12 protein-coding genes are annotated in these 17,432 nt (G+C 44.7%); 2 read left to right on the forward strand and 10 right to left on the reverse strand.

Going from position 1 to position 17,432, the window contains the following annotated elements; all coding sequences use genetic code 11:
* The 10 genes from gsiC to A3GA_RS0106590 form a co-directional block, all read right to left on the reverse strand.
* On the reverse strand, positions 1-921 hold the full coding sequence (gene gsiC / locus A3GA_RS0106545; protein WP_018026593.1) for a glutathione ABC transporter permease GsiC: 921 nt from the start codon (positions 919-921) through the stop codon (positions 1-3).
* Between the two features lie 53 nt (positions 922-974).
* Positions 975-2,519 carry a glutathione ABC transporter substrate-binding protein GsiB gene (gsiB, locus tag A3GA_RS0106550; protein ID WP_018026594.1) on the reverse strand — a complete coding sequence of 515 codons (1,545 nt, stop codon included), beginning with the start codon at positions 2,517-2,519 and terminating at the stop codon, positions 975-977.
* A gap of 23 nt (positions 2,520-2,542) precedes the next feature.
* Positions 2,543-4,450, reverse strand: coding sequence for a dipeptide ABC transporter ATP-binding protein (locus A3GA_RS0106555; protein ID WP_018026595.1), 1,908 nt, complete (start codon positions 4,448-4,450; stop codon positions 2,543-2,545).
* On the reverse strand, positions 4,440-5,426 hold the full coding sequence (locus A3GA_RS0106560) for an isoaspartyl peptidase/L-asparaginase family protein (protein ID WP_018026596.1): 987 nt from the start codon (positions 5,424-5,426) through the stop codon (positions 4,440-4,442). Before A3GA_RS0106560 ends, A3GA_RS0106555 begins: the two co-directional genes overlap by 11 nt.
* Before the next feature lie 290 nt (positions 5,427-5,716).
* Entirely contained in the window at positions 5,717-6,559 is an 843-nt protein-coding gene (locus tag A3GA_RS0106565) for a glutathione S-transferase family protein (RefSeq protein WP_018026597.1), read from the reverse strand.
* An 85-nt stretch (positions 6,560-6,644) separates the two neighbouring features.
* The gene (locus A3GA_RS0106570) at positions 6,645-7,256 is read right to left on the reverse strand and encodes an SCO family protein (protein ID WP_018026598.1); all 612 of its coding nucleotides are present in this window, start codon (positions 7,254-7,256) and stop codon (positions 6,645-6,647) included.
* 18 nt (positions 7,257-7,274) lie between these two features.
* The gene (locus tag A3GA_RS0106575) at positions 7,275-9,326 is read right to left on the reverse strand and encodes a M3 family metallopeptidase (RefSeq protein WP_018026599.1); all 2,052 of its coding nucleotides are present in this window, start codon (positions 9,324-9,326) and stop codon (positions 7,275-7,277) included.
* A 2-nt stretch (positions 9,327-9,328) separates the two neighbouring features.
* Positions 9,329-10,195 carry a bifunctional methylenetetrahydrofolate dehydrogenase/methenyltetrahydrofolate cyclohydrolase FolD gene (gene folD, locus A3GA_RS0106580; RefSeq protein WP_018026600.1) on the reverse strand — a complete coding sequence of 289 codons (867 nt, stop codon included), beginning with the start codon at positions 10,193-10,195 and terminating at the stop codon, positions 9,329-9,331.
* A gap of 25 nt (positions 10,196-10,220) precedes the next feature.
* Positions 10,221-10,832, reverse strand: coding sequence for a response regulator transcription factor (locus A3GA_RS0106585; RefSeq protein WP_172471596.1), 612 nt, complete (start codon positions 10,830-10,832; stop codon positions 10,221-10,223).
* Positions 10,832-12,586, reverse strand: coding sequence for a PAS domain-containing sensor histidine kinase (locus tag A3GA_RS0106590; protein ID WP_026156852.1), 1,755 nt, complete (start codon positions 12,584-12,586; stop codon positions 10,832-10,834). The genes A3GA_RS0106585 and A3GA_RS0106590 overlap by 1 nt, the downstream gene beginning before the upstream one ends.
* Before the next feature lie 409 nt (positions 12,587-12,995).
* Here A3GA_RS0106590 and aceE point away from each other — a divergent pair, with 409 nt between their 5' ends.
* Both aceE and aceF read left to right on the forward strand, forming a co-directional pair.
* Entirely contained in the window at positions 12,996-15,692 is a 2,697-nt protein-coding gene (gene aceE / locus A3GA_RS0106595; protein WP_018026603.1) for a pyruvate dehydrogenase (acetyl-transferring), homodimeric type, read from the forward strand.
* Positions 15,693-15,707: 15 nt separating this feature from the next.
* Positions 15,708-17,420: a dihydrolipoyllysine-residue acetyltransferase gene (gene aceF, locus A3GA_RS0106600; RefSeq protein WP_018026604.1), complete on the forward strand. Its 1,713-nt coding sequence runs from the start codon at positions 15,708-15,710 to the stop codon at positions 17,418-17,420.
* Positions 17,421-17,432 lie beyond the last annotated feature (12 nt).

Here is a 17,432-nt window from a genome sequence, read left to right on the forward strand (position 1 = left end):
CTAACGATACCTAATGGTGGGGTTAATTACACCATATAAAATATCGACTATTAGGTTAATCAATATAAATTCCAGAGAGAAAAGTAAGATTAGTCCTTGAATTACGGGGTAATCACGCATATTAACTGCGTCAACTAAGAGCATGCCAACTCCAGGCCAAGCAAAAACAGTTTCAACTACGATTGAGCCACCTAAAAGAAATCCAAACTGTAGACCCATCATGGTGACAACGGGAATGAGAGCGTTCTTGAAAATATGTTTGGTAATGACAACTCGCTCGCTCAAACCTTTTGCTCGAGCTGTACGAACATAATCTTCTTTCATTACCTCAACGAATGCAGCACGTGTAAATCTTGCCATTACAGCTGCTGCACCAGCGCCTAACGTAATTGACGGTAATATATAATGTTTCCAAGTGCCTGCACCTATAGCAGGAAGAAGACCCAATTCTACTGAGAAAATCTGCATTAAAACCATTCCTAGCGCAAAGGCTGGGAAGGAAATTCCTGATACGGCAATAGTCATTCCAATTCTATCAGGTAGTCTATTGCGCCAAACAGCCGAAACTATACCGATTACTAAACCAAAAATAACAGACCAAACCATACTTGTAATGGTCAGCAAGATTGTAGGGCCTAAGCGATCAAGAATTTCAGTTACAACTGGGCGTTTCGTGCGTAAGGAGTAACCCAAATCACCATTTAGTAAATTACTAATGTATTGTATAAATTGGTTATATAAGGGTTGATCTAAGCCAAGTTGTTGTCTTAGAAGTTCTACGGTCTGTTCGTCTGCCTCAGGGCCTGCAGCTAGACGTGCAGGATCACCAGGCAGGGCATGGACAAAAAGGAATACTACAACTGCTACGATTAGAAGTGTAGGGATTATTCCCAATAGGCGTTTAAAAAAATAACTAAGCATAGATTTTTAAAAAAGCGCTAGGCCTAAGCCTAGCGACAAGAAATGATTTCGCTTTATTCGGCTTTATCTAAATCTCTATACTCAAATGATCCATCGGGCATAACATTAAACCCAGAAATTTTAGTAGAGTGAGCGTAGAGTAATTTACCAGTTACTAAAAAAGCCCAAGGTGCATCATTCCAGATTTGTTCTTGTGCTTCTTTATAAAGCCGAGTTTTTTCAGCTTCATCAGTCGTGCTTAAAGCATCTGCGATGTTTTTGTCGACCATCTCGTTCGAGTAGTAGGCTGTATTGTTAAAGACTGGTGGCCAACCGTTTGTTGCTAACAGAGGGCGTAATGCCCAGTCTGCCTCACCTGTTGATGCTGACCAGCCGGCAAAATACATTCGTACTGGTGCAGTCTCTGGGTCTTTGGCCTGAGCTACTCTTTCAACTCTTTGGCCTGATTCAAGCAATTCAACAGAAGCCTTAATGCCGACTTGAGCGAGCTGTTGTTGTAAAAACTGCGATGCTTTAGCTGTGGTACCATCATTGGAGCCTGCCCAGAGTGTTGTATTAAAACCATCAGCATAGCCAGCTTCCTTCAGAAGCTCCTTCGCTTTTTCTGGATCATAAGGCCACGGGTCCATTTGGTGAGCGTAAGCAACTCCCTGAGGAATCACACCTTGTGAAGGGAAGGCGTGACCTGCATAGGCAACCTTGGCGAGCGCCTCTTTATTAATTGCATAGTTAACAGCTTGACGAACACGTACATCATCAAAAGGTTTCTGAAGAACATTCATGGAGATATATCGCGCAATAATGGACGGCGCAGAAATGAGTTGTAGTTTTTTGTTCTTTTCTAGACGACTTACTTGCTCGTAAGGTAAGGGGTAGGCAGCGTCTACTTCGCCAGTGTGAAGCACAGCAGCACGTGTATTGTTATCACTTACAGTGCGAAAAGTTAAACTGTCGACTTTTGGATATCCTTCTTGCCAATAACCATCAAATTTCTCCATCTTGACTGATTCGGCAGGTTTCCATTCTACAAACTTAAATGGTCCAGTGCCAGTCGGATGAAAAGTGATGTCTTTACCCCATTTTTCTAGGGCCGTAGGCGAGATCATCATCGCAGAAGGATGAGCTAATGCATTCATGAAGGCGGAGAATGGTTCAGTTAAGGTGATTTTGACTTCATGATCATTTACCACTTCGATTTCTTTGATGCGACTGAATTGATTGTAACGAGCTAATGCGTTAGATTTATCAAGTACTCTCTCAAAGTTGGCTTTTACAGCGGTAGCCGTAAAGTCAGTGCCATCATGGAATTTAACACCTTTTCTTAACTGGATATGATAAACAGTGCCGTTGTCATTTGCTTCAATACGTTCAGCTAAAAGGGGTTTGATATTTAAATCTTTATCAAAAGCCAATAGGCCCTCATAGTACCCCTTACCAACAGCTTGTGCTAAGGTTGAATTGGTGTTATATGGGTCTAGAGAATCAAGTGTGATTTCAACTGCGATGGTAACATCTTTAGTTGCCCAAGCGTTGCTGGTAAAGGAGCTTAATGCAAATAAAGTGGAAAGAGCAGCGTGTTTTAAGGTAAAAGTTTTCATGTATTTATTCTCCTAAATACAAGTTAATGCTCATAATATGTTTGAGCTACGTAATGTTGACCACCTAAATGAGTGAGTGGATGAATTATTGGTTCATCACCAATTTTACGAATGGGGCTTGGTATTTCTCCTGTCAGTAGCTCACGCTCCAGATGACGGCGACTAGGGTCTGCAATAGGTACTGCATTAAGCAATCGTTTTGTATACGGATGTTGTGGGTTTTCAAATATATCCTGTCGGCTACCAATCTCCACAATTTGTCCCAAGTACATAACAGCTACACGGTGGCTAATACGCTCAACAACAGCCATGTCATGGGAAATAAAAATAAATGCAATACCTAGCTCTTGTTGTAACTTAATGAGTAAATTGACTATTTGTGCTTGAATAGAAACATCTAAAGCTGATACTGATTCATCTGCGATCACTACTTTAGGGTTCATAGCTAGGGCTCTAGCAATACAAATCCTTTGTCTTTGACCTCCGGAAAATTCATGTGGGTAGCGTTGAGCTGCACTGGTTGGCAGACCAACCTTTACAAGTAGTTCATACATTCGTTTTTCTGCCTCAACACGAGTCATCAATTTATGTATCAAAATTGGTTCAATGATGGAATAGCCGATGGTGATTCGCGGGTCTAGTGATGCATAAGGATCCTGAAAAATAAATTGAATATTACGTCTTAGCATTTGCAGTTCAGCAGCTTTTAGGTGTTGGATTGAATGACCATTAAACTTAATCTCTCCCGCTTGTGATTCAACTAGTCGTAATATTGAACGACCTGTCGTGGATTTACCACAGCCTGACTCTCCCACAAGGGCCAAGGTCTCACCTGGATACAAATCAAAGTTAATATGCTCAACAGCGTGAACTCGGTGAGTGACACGGTTGAATAGTCCTGTACGGATATCAAATCGTGTGCAAAAGTCCTTGACTTCTAGTATTGGAGAACTATAGTCGGGTTTGCGCAATTTCGGCAGTCCATCTTTCACTTCTTGTTCACAAGTAAAGGGATTATCCAAGTTTGGGAACAACGCTGGTAGTGACGTACCAGTCATTGAACCTAAGCGAGGCACAGCATTCAAGAGAGCTTTAGTGTACGGATGTTGTGGGTTATGAAAAATTTCGTGAGAGTTATTGCTCTCAACTTGTTCTCCTCGAAGCATTACCAATACACGGTCAGCAACCTCTGCAACTACACCCATGTCATGAGTGATAAAGATAACCGCCATGCCCATTTCTTTCTGTAACTGATGGATTAGTTGAATAATTTGTGCTTGTATAGTTACATCTAAAGCGGTTGTTGGCTCATCAGCAATCAATAGTTTGGGCTTGCATGCTAGTGCCATAGCTATCATGACACGTTGTCTCATGCCACCTGATAGTTGATGTGGATAGCGTCTAATGATATTTTTAGCATCTGCAATACGGACCTGTTCAAGCATTTCTAATGCTTTAGTCATTGATTCTTGATGTCCTAGACCCTGATGTAATCGAATTGACTCAGCGATTTGCTCTCCAACAGTAAAAATTGGATTAAGAGAAGTCATGGGCTCTTGGAAAATCATAGCAATATCAGCGCCACGGATTTGTTGCATTTGAGCTTGTGTGGCTTTTGTTAAATCAATTTTACTGTTGTCGTCATTAAACAAGATCTGACCCTGTGTGATACGACCACCGCCATAATTAACTAAACGCATAATTGCTAATGATGTTACGGACTTCCCTGAACCCGACTCACCAACAATTGCTAATGTTTCTCCTAGTTTTACGTGAAAACTTATATCTTTAACAGCTTGAATAGTACCTTGATCGTTTTTAAATTCGACACTTAGATTATGAACTTCTAGGATATTTCGTGTGTTATTCAAATATTCAGGTGTAATTGGATGCACATTATGTTCAGATTTAAGGGGTAAATTATTCGTCATGAATAGCCACCCATAAATCTTGATTAGAATAAATCACTCCTCTGTACATACCCTCAGTATTGAATGGTAAGACTACATTACCTTTGTTATCGATTGCAATGAGGCCGCCTTCACCTTGAATTTTAGGAAGTTGTTCGTAGATAACGTCATCACTCGCTTCTTTTAGCGTTCTGTTTCCATAGCGCATTTGTGCCGCAATACTATGTCCTACAACGAGCCGAATGAATGCTTCACCTGTTCCTGTACAGGATATGGCACATAAATCATCAGCATAGCAACCAGCGCCAATGATAGGTGAGTCACCAACCCTACCAACCAGTTTGTTTGTTAAGCCACCAGTTGATGTGGCAGCCGCTAAATTACCATGTAAATCGATGGCTACCGCACCTACTGTGCCCATTTTTTTATCCTCGTCTAAAGGAGCATCGTTAAGGGTAGTTGATATGTCATGATCGAGTGCTGTCCTTGTTGAGGTGTGTCCATTTCGCTGAATTTCTTCTAATTGTTTAAGCCGAAATTCAGTTGAAAAGTAATCCATACTAACGTGCTCAGCGCCATGTTGAATTGCAAAATCTTCTGCACCTTTACCAACTAACATGACGTGTTCGCTTCGTTCCATGACAAGACGTGCAGCCATAATTGGGTTCTTTAAGTGTGAAACCATGGCAACTGAGCCAGCAGCTCGTGTACTACCATCCATAATAGCTGCGTCTAGTTCGTGAGTCTTCAATCTTGTAAAAACCGCCCCGTGCCCAGCATTAAATAATGGGTTATCTTCGAGCAGTTTAACTGCGTTTGAAACTGCATCAATTGCGCTTCCTCCTTGAAAAAGTTCTTTAGAAGCATGCTGCAAAATATTTTTAAGAGCATCTTCGTACTGGGTACGAGATGTGGAATCTATACTTCTTTTTGAGATGGCGCCCGCACCGCCATGTATGACTAAAATCGGTGTTTTAGACTTAATTGATTGACTCATAAAAAATATTTTAATAATTAAAGGCTAAACGTTTTTTTCCATCGTTCGCATCTGGTCTTGGTGGCAGGTAGCGACGAGGTTAATTTGAAATAAAATCATCATGACTCGCTATGACTGTAGCAACGTTAGAAAGCTATCAAACTATAAAGGATCATTAACGAATTCATTGCTTAATCTTACTATTATGACTAAAGGGTTTGTTACTAGGGTAATCGCTAGTATTTTTGTTCTCGGTTCGAAGAAGAGTGAAGCAAAAAGCCCACCTGATGGTGGGCTTCTTACTATATCGCTTAGTCACGCTTAGGCGTAGGCTGCTCGGTCATATCATGACTGGTGGTGATGCCGTCGCTTTCTGCTTCATGTGGCGCTGCTTCAGCAGTGCTCGTATCCACAGCATCCGCTCGCTCCTCATCCACTAGTTCCACCTCTTCAGCCTGTGCCACCGCAGTGGTTTGAGCGCTCTGTTCAAAGCCCAAAGCAGTGTTCGTGGTTGTGGATTTTTCTTTGGCCAGTTGATAGGTAGCGCGCTCTTTAACCGCGCTTAAGAACATTTCAATATTTTTATGCTCAGGCAACAGCTTAGCCTCAGCCTCTAAACCTAATAAGATATAGGCTAAATCAATATCTGCCGCACAGAAGCGACTACCACAGGTCCAACCACTAGCTGCTAGCGACTGATCGATGTAATTTAGTTGACGCTGCAGTTCCGGCATAATGTGCGTATTCAGGTAGTTTAAGACCGTTTTTTTCATAATTGAGCGAGCAAAAAACGGTACCCTAGATTGGCCTAATTTATGAATGATGCTCTGTTGTTCAACTAGCGGCAAAAGTGTAGCTTCTAGATAGTGCACCCATTGTAAATACTGAATATAGTCGGGGTGAGCCATTGGCGGACGCATACCGCAACGGTCATAGCTACTGAGCAAGTACTCGCGGGCAGCACCATGCGTCGCAATGCTAATATTCCCGTCTAAGAGAATAGGGGCCTTGCTTAAGGGGTGGGTTTCGCTATCAGAAGCCTCGTCGGCCTCTTGACGATGATTAAGTTGAAAGGTGAGACCAAGCTCACAAGCTAACCAGATACTACGAAAGGAGTCTGTCGAGGGAAGGTGAAAAATAGTGATCACGGTCATTATCTCCTTGGGAAATGGTAAATAAGGTTAAGCAATTTGTTGCGTCAATTAAAGTGAACGATATCCGTGCGCCTCCAGCAGCTTATCACTTAAGTAAGGCGACGACGCGCTGATGTAAGCCCTCAATATCATGACTATTGGAGGCGAGGAAAGCAGCTTTGCCATTGGTATCAAAAACATAAATCCCCTCCGCATGCATCACATCATAGAGCTCCGGATTGTTCGGATTTTTTGGCTTTTCAATTTGGTAAGCCACTCGATAACGTTTAGCAATGGCGGCAATTTCTTTTTCTGTTCCGCTTAGACCAATAGCACCTAGACCGAAAGCCTCTAGATATTTTTCTAAGCGGGCAGGGGTATCACGATGCGGATCGACACTGATAAAAATCACTTGCACCTGCGCTTGTTGTTGTTCGCTGAGCATGCTTTTCATCAGTGCCAGCTCCGCCATGGTGGTGGGACACACATCGGGGCAATAGGTATAGCCGAAGTAAACTAAGACTACTTTTTGTTTAAACTGTTGCTCGCTTAAGCGCTGCTCATCGGTGTGCTGCAGCTCAAATTTTAAATCGGGCAGATGTGAGCGGGTTGAGTAAAATTGAGTTTCAGCCAAGGCCGAGTCAATAGGCGTTGCCATCCCCAGGCACGCTAGGGAGAGGGCAAAGGCAAGCGAGGATTTTTTTAAACGCTTTATCATCTTAATCTCTTATTAGCTTTATTCATCCACCATACCGTGGTGTCGTAATAAGGCAGCAGGATCCGCTGGGCGTCCACGGAACTTTTCAAAAAACTCAGTTGCAGGCAAGGAGCCGCCAACGGCGAGAATTTCATTTTTAAAGTGTTCACCAGCTTGCGGGTTAAGCGTGCCAAATTCCTCTGTGGCATGCTCTTCAAAATAGCTATAGGCATCTGCTGAGAGCACTTCAGCCCACTTATAGCTATAGTAGCCAGCCGCATAACCACCCGCAAAAATATGGGAGAAATTATGCGGGAAACGGTGCCAGCTAGGTGGCATCAAGACCGCAACCTCCTGTCGAACCTCATCTAGCAGCGTCAGCACATCGGCGATGGTTTGTTGCTCCAATTGCTGGTGTAGCAGCATATCAAATAAGGCAAACTCCAACTGCCGTACGGTTTGCATACCGGTTTGGAAGTTTTTGGCGGCGATAATTTTGTCAAATAACTGGCGTGGCAAGGGCTCACCACTTTCTTGGTGACGGCTTAGCTTTTGCATCACCGGCCACTCATAGCAGAAGTTTTCCATAAACTGTGAGGGCAACTCGATCGCATCCCATTCCACACTAGCAAAGGGTGAGGCAGAGGGCTCATCCACCTTGGAAAGGAGTGCATGCAGTGCATGACCCATTTCGTGGAATAGCGTCACCACATCATCTAAACGCAGTAGACCAGCTTTAGCGCCTTGGGGTGGGGTAAAGTTACATGTTAAATAGACCACCGGCGTGATTAACTCACCCTGATGGCGTTGGCGAGTGCGCTCATTAGCTACCCAAGCACCACTTTGTTTGGCGTTACGGGCGTGTAAGTCAGTATATAAATAACCGATTAACTGATCTGCCTCTTTGAGGGCAAAGACCTTGGCGTCTTGATGCCACGTTTGGGCCTCCGTGGCTTCGAATTTGACCTTAAAGAGATGCTCAATAATCGTAAATAAACCATTTAATACCTGGTCTTCAGGTAGGTATTGTTTAACTTCTTCATCCGAATAAGCGAATTTCTTTTCGCGTAATCGCTCGGAGACATAGGCTAAATCCCATGGCTCCAACGCTGCCATACCCAGCTCTTGACGGGCAAAGGCGCTCAGTTCGGCCATATCTATTTCGGCAAATGGCTTAGCTTTGGCGGCTAAGTCACGAATAAAATCGATCACTTGCTGCGGGCTGTCGGCCATGCGTTTTTCTAATTGCATGGTGGCAAAATCCTTAAAGCCAAGTAATTTAGCAAGCTCAAGCCGTAGTTTTAGTAATGTTTCAATATTGTCAGAGTTATCAAACTGCTTATCACCTTGCTCTGAAGCAATGGTGGCATAGCCTTGATACATGCGTTGGCGTAGCGCTTGATTGCTAGCATACTGCATCACAGGGAGATAGGAGGGCATTTTTAAAGTAAAGGTCCAACCTTTGCCACCGGCCAAGTCATTGGCCGCTGCTAATACTTGCTCTGGGATGCCAGCTACTTCTTCAGCATCTTCGGTGTGGTAGCTCCATTTGTCGGTTGCATCCAAAGCGTTTAGGGCAAATTGCTGACTGGTCATGGCGAGTTGCTCACTCATCTCCGCATAGCGAGTTTTGGCTTCACCTTCTAAGCTTACGCCATTGAGTTCAAAGTCCTTGAGCGCTTCGGTGATAATGCGTTGACGAGTTTTGCTAAGCGCTTGGAAAGCCTCACTTTGGTGGAGCATTTGATACTGTTCAAATAGCGCCTTATTCAGACCAATCCAGGTCGAAAACTCAGACACTTGCGGTAATAGGGTATTGTAGGCGCTACGAACGGCATCGGTGTTGTGTACATTATTTAAGTGATTGACCACATTCCAAGCACGCCATAAGCGAGCCGTACCATATTCCATAGGTTCGATAAAGTTGTCCCAGTTGGGTTCCGCTACGGTGATTAATTGCTCAATCAGCGCTTTTGCTTCTTTGAGTAAAAACTCAATGGCCGGTACAATATGCTCGGGCTCAATCGCCTCATACGGCATTAATTGTTCAAGCGGCGTTAATAATGGGTTGTTACTAAGTTGCTCCGTCATACTTAAGACAGCTCCTCTAGACCATGTTGTTGCATCGTCGCTTGAATGGTATTAACTAATAGCATGGTGATGGTCATGGGACCCACGCCACCCGGTACTGGGGTGATGGCTGCCGCCACTTTGGATGCCTCATCAAAATTAACGTCACCCACTAGCTTGCCATTATCCAGGCGATTAATACCCACATCGATGACCACGGCACCGGGTTTAATCATGTCGCCGCTAATCATCATGGGTCGACCAGTGGCGACCACAAGCACATCGGCGCGCTTTGTGTGAGCGGCCAAATCCTTGGTTTTGGAGTTACAAATGGTGACGGTCGCACCGGCTTTTTGTAAGAGTAGGGCAATGGGTTTGCCAACAATATTACTGGCACCAACAATCACTGCTTCGGCACCGCGCAAGGTGACGTCCTGATCCTCTAGCATTTTCATGATGCCATAGGGGGTGCAAGGAATGAGTTGCGGTTCACCGGTCATTAGGGCGCCCGCATTTAAGCGGTGAAAGCCGTCCACATCCTTTTCGGCTTTGATATGTTGAATAATTAACTGGCTATCTAAATGATCCGGTAAGGGTAACTGCACCAAGATGCCATTCACCTTAGGATCCTCATTTAATTGATGAATTTTAGCCAATAACTCTGCTTGAGAAATATCGCTAGGCAAGCTCACAACCTCGGAATCCAAGCCCATTTTGATAAAGGTATTGTGCTTATTACGCACATACACTTGGGAGGCAGGATCCTCACCCACTAAGACCACGGTTAGCGAGGGCGTGATGCCTTTTGCCTTAATTGCTTCAATGGTGGGCGCTAAACCCTGTTTGATTTTTTCTGATAAAGCTTTGCCGTCAATGATACTAGCGTTCATACAAAAACTTGGATCCTTTAGATAATTACTTCTTTAAAACGATTTTCATGAGGTCTGCAACGGTGCTGACCTCGAGCTTTTCCATGATATTGGCACGATGTGCTTCTACCGTTTTGATACTGATACTGAGGTCATCGGCAATTTGCTTATTCAGACGACCAGCCACAATACGCTCAAGTACTTGCTCTTCACGTGAGGTAAGGCGGGCTAATAAACTGTCTACCGCTTGTTGAGAAATCGCTTCCTGCATTTGTTCATAAGCCTGATCGAGGAAACGCGCAATGACGGGTTTGATATCTTCAAGATTAAAAGGCTTTTCAATAAAGTCTACTGCGCCTTTTTTCATGGTTGAAACCGCCATATTCACATCGCCATGACCGGTGATGAAAATAATGGGTAGGGTGGCTTTACGCTCTAATAACTGCTCTTGTAGTTGTAAGCCAGACATACCCGGCATCCGTACATCAGTGATTAAGACACTGACAAGATTAGGATTGTAATGCTCTAAAAACTCCTCACCACTGGCAAATGTCTGTACTCGGTAGTTTTGAGTTTCTAGTAGTAGACGCAGTGAATCTCTAACGGCATCATCATCATCAACAATAAAAATTACACTATTACTATGGTCTATCATAATTAATTTATTGCTCCATTTTGTGAAATTGAGTTATCAGCTTTTCTATAACAGGGAATTCTGAATGTAAATATTGTACCGCCACTAGGATTATTTTCAGCCCATAATCTACCGCGGTGTGATTCTATAATTGAGCGACAGATATTTAAGCCAATACCTAGCCCCTCTTTTTTGGTACTGTAAAAGGGTTCAAATAAGCGTTCAGGATCCTTGAGGCCATGGCCACTATCAATGACTTGCACCTGAATTTCTAAGCCCACTTGGGATATATTCACATACAGTGTCTCGTGCTCACTTTGACTCATCGCTTCGATGCCATTTTTAACCAGATTTAGGAGTACCTGCTCAATTAATATTGGATCGGCATAGACCTCAGGCAGGTCCTCGGGCAGATTCACCTCAATTTGCTTACTATATTTGCGACTTTCAAAAAAAGCTAAATCCATTGTGTTTTCAACTATGGTATCAATTTTAACGGCTTGACGTTCGGGCTCATTACGGCGCACAAAATCACGGATACGACCGATAATTCGTCCGGCCCGTTCGGCTTGAGAAACGGATTTATCCAGCACCTGTAATAAGCGCTCTTGATCCAGATGCTCACTTTTAATTAAGGCGGCAATGGCTGAGTTGTAATTGACAATGGCAGTGAGTGGCTGATTCAGCTCATGGGCCAAAGAACTTGCCATTTCGCCCAGTGTGCTTAAACGGCCGCTTAACTGCACCTTTTCCTGCTGCGCACTGAGTTTTTGCTCATACTCACGGCGCTGAGAAATATCACGTGCTACTTGTAAACGTACCTTACGCCCATCAGTCCAGTTTAAGGTGCGATGTTGCACTTCAAACCAGGCACCGATCTGTGCGATGTAGAGCTCGTTATTTGCCAAGGGATCATTTTCATGATGTGCGGTGGCGGCATTATAAAGTAAGGTATGGCCATGTGCTTCTGAACCCCAAAGTCGACGATAGGTACGATTGGCAAAGAGTAGTTCGGTGCCATTGGGCGTATCGGCGACTACCGAAATCGTATCATCCAGACTTTCCAATACTGTCATAAAGCGTTCGTGCGCTGCTGTTAAAGCCTCACGAATACGCTTAGGCTCCGTAATATCGGTCATTGAGGTCATCCAACCGATTTGTTCACCATTTGGGTCCATCAGCGGGGACACATACAGACGGGCCGTAAAAATAGAGCCGTCCCGGCGCTTTGCCTCCATCTCCATGCCCGAGCTTGGGGTCTTGCCACTTAAGACGATATCTAGGTATTTCTCATGTTGTTCGAACTTATCCTCCACCCAATAGGGATAGGGGAAAAGCGTGCCTAGTAATTCAGATTCATTCCATCCAACCATACGGCAAAAAGCGGGATTCACATACACCACACGACCCTGCAAATCTAAAACGCGCATCCCGGTGGACATGGAGTTTTCCATGGCACGTCTAAAGGTGGTTTCTAAAAAGAGCTGCTCCTCAGCCTCAGAGCGGATACGGGTGTAATGCCACAGGGTTAGTAAACTGATGACGATGGTAAATGACATGGCCACCACCAGAAAAATCAATAACTGGTGCCTGACCTCCTCCGTGTTTGAATAGAGAATGGCGTGCTGATGTTGAATCTTTTGAATTGCCATAAAGGCAAAAATCACTAAGACATAGAGCACTAATACAAAGACCGGAATGATCCAATGCATTCTACGCTTATTTTCGTTTTTAAGCGTTTGGGGCAAAATAAGCGAAAGATGGGAGTTTGACGCCATATCAATCTACTAAAAACTACTCACTAAACCGTGTAAAAGGATTGTGATGCCGAAATTGTATATAAGCGTTTTATTTTAACAAGTTTAGTAAGACGAACTTAGTAAAGTAGGCAGCTTAAAAAAATACTTTATTGAGCTAGCTGAGTGTGCCGTTACGTGAAGTCTGAATTTGAATATTTCACTATGCAAAATATAATATTACAATATGAAAAATCCTTGACAAAATATCGGTTTTTTCTAGAATTAGCCTGTACGAGTTTAAATTTGTTTGAGGTTAATCATTAGGACAGTGCTGTCTTAGGTATTTAACCGATCGCATTTTTAATTAAAGTTGTATATCCTATAAATTATTAAAGTCATTTTATGAATTAGCGATGACTTAATTCAACCACTATTAGAGGAGTCTCGAATGGATAAAGATTATTCGGCAACCAGTATTCCAGATATTGATGAGGTCGAAACCCAGGAATGGTTGGAATCGTTGGAGGCGGTATTAGACCGTGAGGGTACAGAGAGAGCGCACTTTTTAATCGAGAAGCTAACGGATTTAGCACGCCGTTCGGGTTCAAATATCCCTTATTCTCCTTATACAGCCTATTTAAATACCATTCCTCCTGGGCAGGAGCCACCTAATCCGGGTAACTTAGAATTGGAAGCACGCATTCGTGCCTATATTCGTTGGAACTCTGTGGCAATGGTGGTAAAAGCTAATCTTCATGAAACTGAGGGTGGCGGTGGTTTAGGTGGCCATATGGCTTCATACGCTTCTTTAGCGACCATGATCGAAAGTGGTCAAAACCATTTCTGGCATGCTGAGTCTGAGGACCATGGCGGCGACTTGGTGTATTTCCAAGGTCATTCTTCACCGGGTATTTACGGTCGTGCTTATTTAGAGGGCCGTATTAGTGAGGAGCAGTTGGATAACTTCCGTCAGGAGGTTGATGGTAAGGGTCTATCTTCTTATCCTCACCCGCACCTAATGCCTGATTTCTGGCAGTTTCCGACGGTATCCATGGGCTTAGGCCCGATGATGGCGATTTATCAGGCGCGTTTCTTAAAGTATTTACATGCACGTGGCATTGCCGATACCTCTAAGCGTAAGGTTTGGGTATTCTGCGGTGATGGTGAGATGGATGAGCCAGAGTCTTTAGGCGCGATTGGTCTGGCTGCGCGTGAAAAACTGGATAATTTGATCTTTGTGATTAACTGCAACCTGCAGCGTCTAGATGGTCCAGTACGTGGTAACGGCAAAATCATCCAAGAGCTTGAGGGTGAATTCCGTGGTTCTGGTTGGAATGTGATTAAGCTGATTTGGGGTAGCTATTGGGATCCATTATTGGCGCGCGATAAGGATGGCATTTTACGCAAGGTGATGGAAGAGACCATTGATGGTGAATACCAAGCCTATAAGGCCAATGACGGTGCTTATGTGCGCAAGCATTTCTTCGGCAAGGATCCACGTCTTTTAGAGATGGTTAGCCGCATGAGTGATGAGCAGATTTGGCGTTTAAATCGCGGCGGTCACGATCCTAACAAGGTATATGCTGCCTTTGATGCGGCGATGAAAACTGAGGGTCAGCCCACAGTGATTCTTGCCAAAACGATTAAAGGCTATGCCTTGGGTGAAACAGTTCAGGGTAAGAACCCTTCGCATCAGCAAAAGAAACTAGAGGAAGAGGCGTTACGTGATTTACGTGATCGCTTAAATATTCCTATTCCAGATGACAAGATTAGCGAAATTCCATACTTCCGTCCATCTGAAGACTCTGCCGAAATGCGTTACTTGCGTGAGCGACGTGAGCAGTTAGGCGGTTTTTATCCGCGCCGTCGTCGTGATGCTGATGAGCGCTTAACGGTACCGGGCCTAGAGTACTTTAAATCGGTGACTGAGCCCACGCCAGAAGGGCGTGAGATGTCTACGACACAAGCCTTTGTGCGTTTCTTAAACCAATTGCTACGGGATAAGCAATTAGGTCATCGGGTGGTGCCGATTTTATCGGATGAGGGTCGTACCTTTGGGATGGAGGGTTTATTCCGTCAAATCGGTATTTATGCCCCAGAGGGTCAGAAGTATACGCCGGTCGATAAAGATCAAGTGATGTACTATCGTGAATCAGAATCCGGTCAGCTTTTACAAGAGGGTATTACCGAAGCGGGTGCGACGTGTTCGTGGATTGCAGCAGCCACGTCTTACTCTACCAGTAATCGCATTATGATTCCGTTCTTTGTGTATTACTCAATGTTCGGCTTCCAACGTGTGGGCGATTTATTGTGGGCGGCCGGTGATATTCAAGCGCGCGGCTTCTTATTGGGTGGTACCGCAGGTCGAACCACGCTTAACGGCGAGGGCTTGCAGCACGAAGACGGTCATAGCTTATTGCTATCTTCTACCATTCCGAATTGTGTATCCTACGATCCCGCCTTTGGTCATGAGGTGGCTGTAATTATGCAGCATGGTCTAAAACGTATGGTTCAGGATCAGGAAAATGTCTTCTACTACATCACCTTGATGAATGAAAACTATGCTATGCCTGGTCTTAAAGCGGGTGATGAAGAGGGCATCCTCAAGGGTATGTATCGCTTTAGCGAGGGCAAAGGCGGTGAGCACAAGGTTAACTTACTCGGTTCTGGTACGATTTTGCGTGAAAGCATTGCAGCGCAAAAGCTACTCGAAGAGGATTGGGGGGTTGCCGCTGATGTGTGGAGTGTGACTAGCTTTACCGAGTTACGTCGCGAGGGTTTAGATGTTAATCGTCAAAACTTATTAAATCCAACCGCAACACAAAAAGTGCCTTATGTGACGCAATTATTAAGTGAGTCTGAAGGCCCCATTATTGCAAGCACCGACTATATGAAGGCGGTGGCCGATCAGATCCGCGAATTTATCCCTCAAGGGCGTAGCTACCGTGTCTTGGGTACGGACGGTTTTGGTCGCTCTGATTTCCGTCATCAGCTGCGTAAACACTTTGAAGTGGATCGCTATTTTATTACCTTAGCGGCACTCAGAAGCTTAGCGGATGAGGGTAAGATTCCAATGGATAAAGTGGTTGAGGCCATTGATATATATGGCATCGATGCGAATAAACCTAACCCACATCACGCTTAATGGAGAAACATCAAGATGAGTAACTTAATTGAAGTTAAAGTTCCTGACATCGGCGATTTCGATGAAGTGGATGTGATCGAGGTGCTAGTGGCCGAGGGTGACCGTATTGAGGAGGATCAAAGTCTGATTACGGTTGAATCCGATAAAGCATCCATGGAAATTCCTTCGTCTGCTGCGGGTATTGTTAAATCGCTTAAAGTTAAGGTCGGCGATAAGGTGAGCGAAGGTACGGTATTACTTGAGCTTGAGCCAGATGCCGGGGCAGCATCTGCATCTGAGCCAAGCGCCACAGCTGAGAATAAAGCGAGTACTGAGACGGCAGCCGACACTTCAGCGTCTGTAGCAGCGGCTTCAGCGTCTGCCGCGCCAGCTGATGCGAGTGGTGGGGTGGTGCAGGTCGTCGTACCTGATATTGGTGATTTTGATGAAGTCGATGTGATTGAAGTCTTAGTCAATGAGGGTGATACCGTTCAAGAGGAGCAAAGCCTGATTACGGTTGAATCTGATAAGGCTTCGATGGAGATCCCAAGCAGCCATGCCGGTCGAGTTGTGGCACTACGGGTTAAGGTAGGCGATAAGGTTGCCAAGGGTAGCTTGATTCTTGAGTTGGCAGCAGCGGGTGGCTCCGAGGCTGCAGCACCAGTAGCGTCGACCGTTGCCCCTACGCCAGCAGCAGCCGAACCTACAGCAGTCAAAGCGCCAACCGAGGCAACACACGCTTATCCAATTCAGCGTGCTGAGTTAGGTGATGATAGGGAATCGCCTACGGCTTCCTATGCCTTATCAGCTCAGGAATTCCGTAATTTACCGCATGCCTCACCATCGGTCAGAAAGTTTGCCCGTGAGTTGGGTGTTGACTTAACCGCTGTGAACGGTACAGGTTCGCGTGGCCGAATTGTGTTGGATGACGTCCGTCAATTCGTTAAAAACGCCTTATCCGTTGGCTTTAGCCAGCCAAGTGCAACCACTGAAACTAAAGCGGTTGCTGGTGGTGGTCTACAAGTGCTTGATTGGCCGAAGATTGACTTTGCTAAATTTGGTGAGGTTGAAACACAGCCATTGTCACGGATTAAGAAGATTTCAGGTGCTAATCTTCACCGTAACTGGGTCATGATCCCTCATGTGACTAACAATGACAAAGCGGATATTACCGAGCTAGAGGAATTCCGTAAATTAATGAACAAAGAGCATGAGCGTGAAGGGGTGCGTTTCACCATGCTGGCCTTCTTAATCAAGGCCGTGGTCGCCACCTTGAAGAAATTCCCAGAGTTTAACGCCTCATTAGATGGTGATAACTTGGTGCTTAAGAAGTATTACCATATTGGTTTTGCTGCTGATACGCCAAATGGCTTAGTCGTGCCTGTACTGCGGGATGCGGATCAGAAGTCGATCGTTGAGATTGCGATAGAGATGAATGAGTTAGCGAAGTCTGCTCGTGAGGGTAAGCTCTCACCAAGTCAAATGCAGGGCGGTTGCTTTACCATTTCTTCTTTAGGTGGTATTGGTGGTACTGATTTTACGCCGATTATTAATGCCCCTGAGGTGGCGATTTTAGGCGTATCTCGTTCTGCTATCGAACCAGTTTGGAACGGTAAGGAGTTTATACCTCGTCTGATGTTGCCTCTCTCCTTATCCTATGATCACCGTGTGATTGACGGGGCAGCAGCAGCTCGTTTCAATGCGCATTTGGCTAAGCTGATGTCTGATTTCCGTCGCGTTTCACTTTAAGGGAGTAAAAAA

It is taken from the genome of Oligella urethralis DSM 7531 (assembly GCF_000372065.1).
In the GTDB taxonomy this organism is placed as follows: Bacteria; Pseudomonadota; Gammaproteobacteria; order Burkholderiales; family Burkholderiaceae_B; genus Oligella; species Oligella urethralis.

Excerpts from the sequence above, each read along its gene's own strand:
- gsiC (WP_018026593.1), bottom strand. The coding sequence starts at position 921 with ATGCTTAGTTATTTTTTTAAACGCCTATTGGGAATAATCCCTACACTT.
- gsiB (WP_018026594.1), bottom strand. The coding sequence starts at position 2,519 with ATGAAAACTTTTACCTTAAAACACGCTGCTCTTTCCACTTTATTTGCA.
- A3GA_RS0106555 (WP_018026595.1), bottom strand. The coding sequence starts at position 4,450 with ATGACGAATAATTTACCCCTTAAATCTGAACATAATGTGCATCCAATT.
- A3GA_RS0106560 (WP_018026596.1), bottom strand. The coding sequence starts at position 5,426 with ATGAGTCAATCAATTAAGTCTAAAACACCGATTTTAGTCATACATGGC.
- A3GA_RS0106565 (WP_018026597.1), bottom strand. The coding sequence starts at position 6,559 with ATGACCGTGATCACTATTTTTCACCTTCCCTCGACAGACTCCTTTCGT.
- A3GA_RS0106570 (WP_018026598.1), bottom strand. The coding sequence starts at position 7,256 with ATGATAAAGCGTTTAAAAAAATCCTCGCTTGCCTTTGCCCTCTCCCTA.
- A3GA_RS0106575 (WP_018026599.1), bottom strand. The coding sequence starts at position 9,326 with ATGACGGAGCAACTTAGTAACAACCCATTATTAACGCCGCTTGAACAA.
- folD (WP_018026600.1), bottom strand. The coding sequence starts at position 10,195 with ATGAACGCTAGTATCATTGACGGCAAAGCTTTATCAGAAAAAATCAAA.
- A3GA_RS0106590 (WP_026156852.1), bottom strand. The coding sequence starts at position 12,586 with ATGGCGTCAAACTCCCATCTTTCGCTTATTTTGCCCCAAACGCTTAAA.
- aceE (WP_018026603.1), top strand. The coding sequence starts at position 12,996 with ATGGATAAAGATTATTCGGCAACCAGTATTCCAGATATTGATGAGGTC.
- aceF (WP_018026604.1), top strand. The coding sequence starts at position 15,708 with ATGAGTAACTTAATTGAAGTTAAAGTTCCTGACATCGGCGATTTCGAT.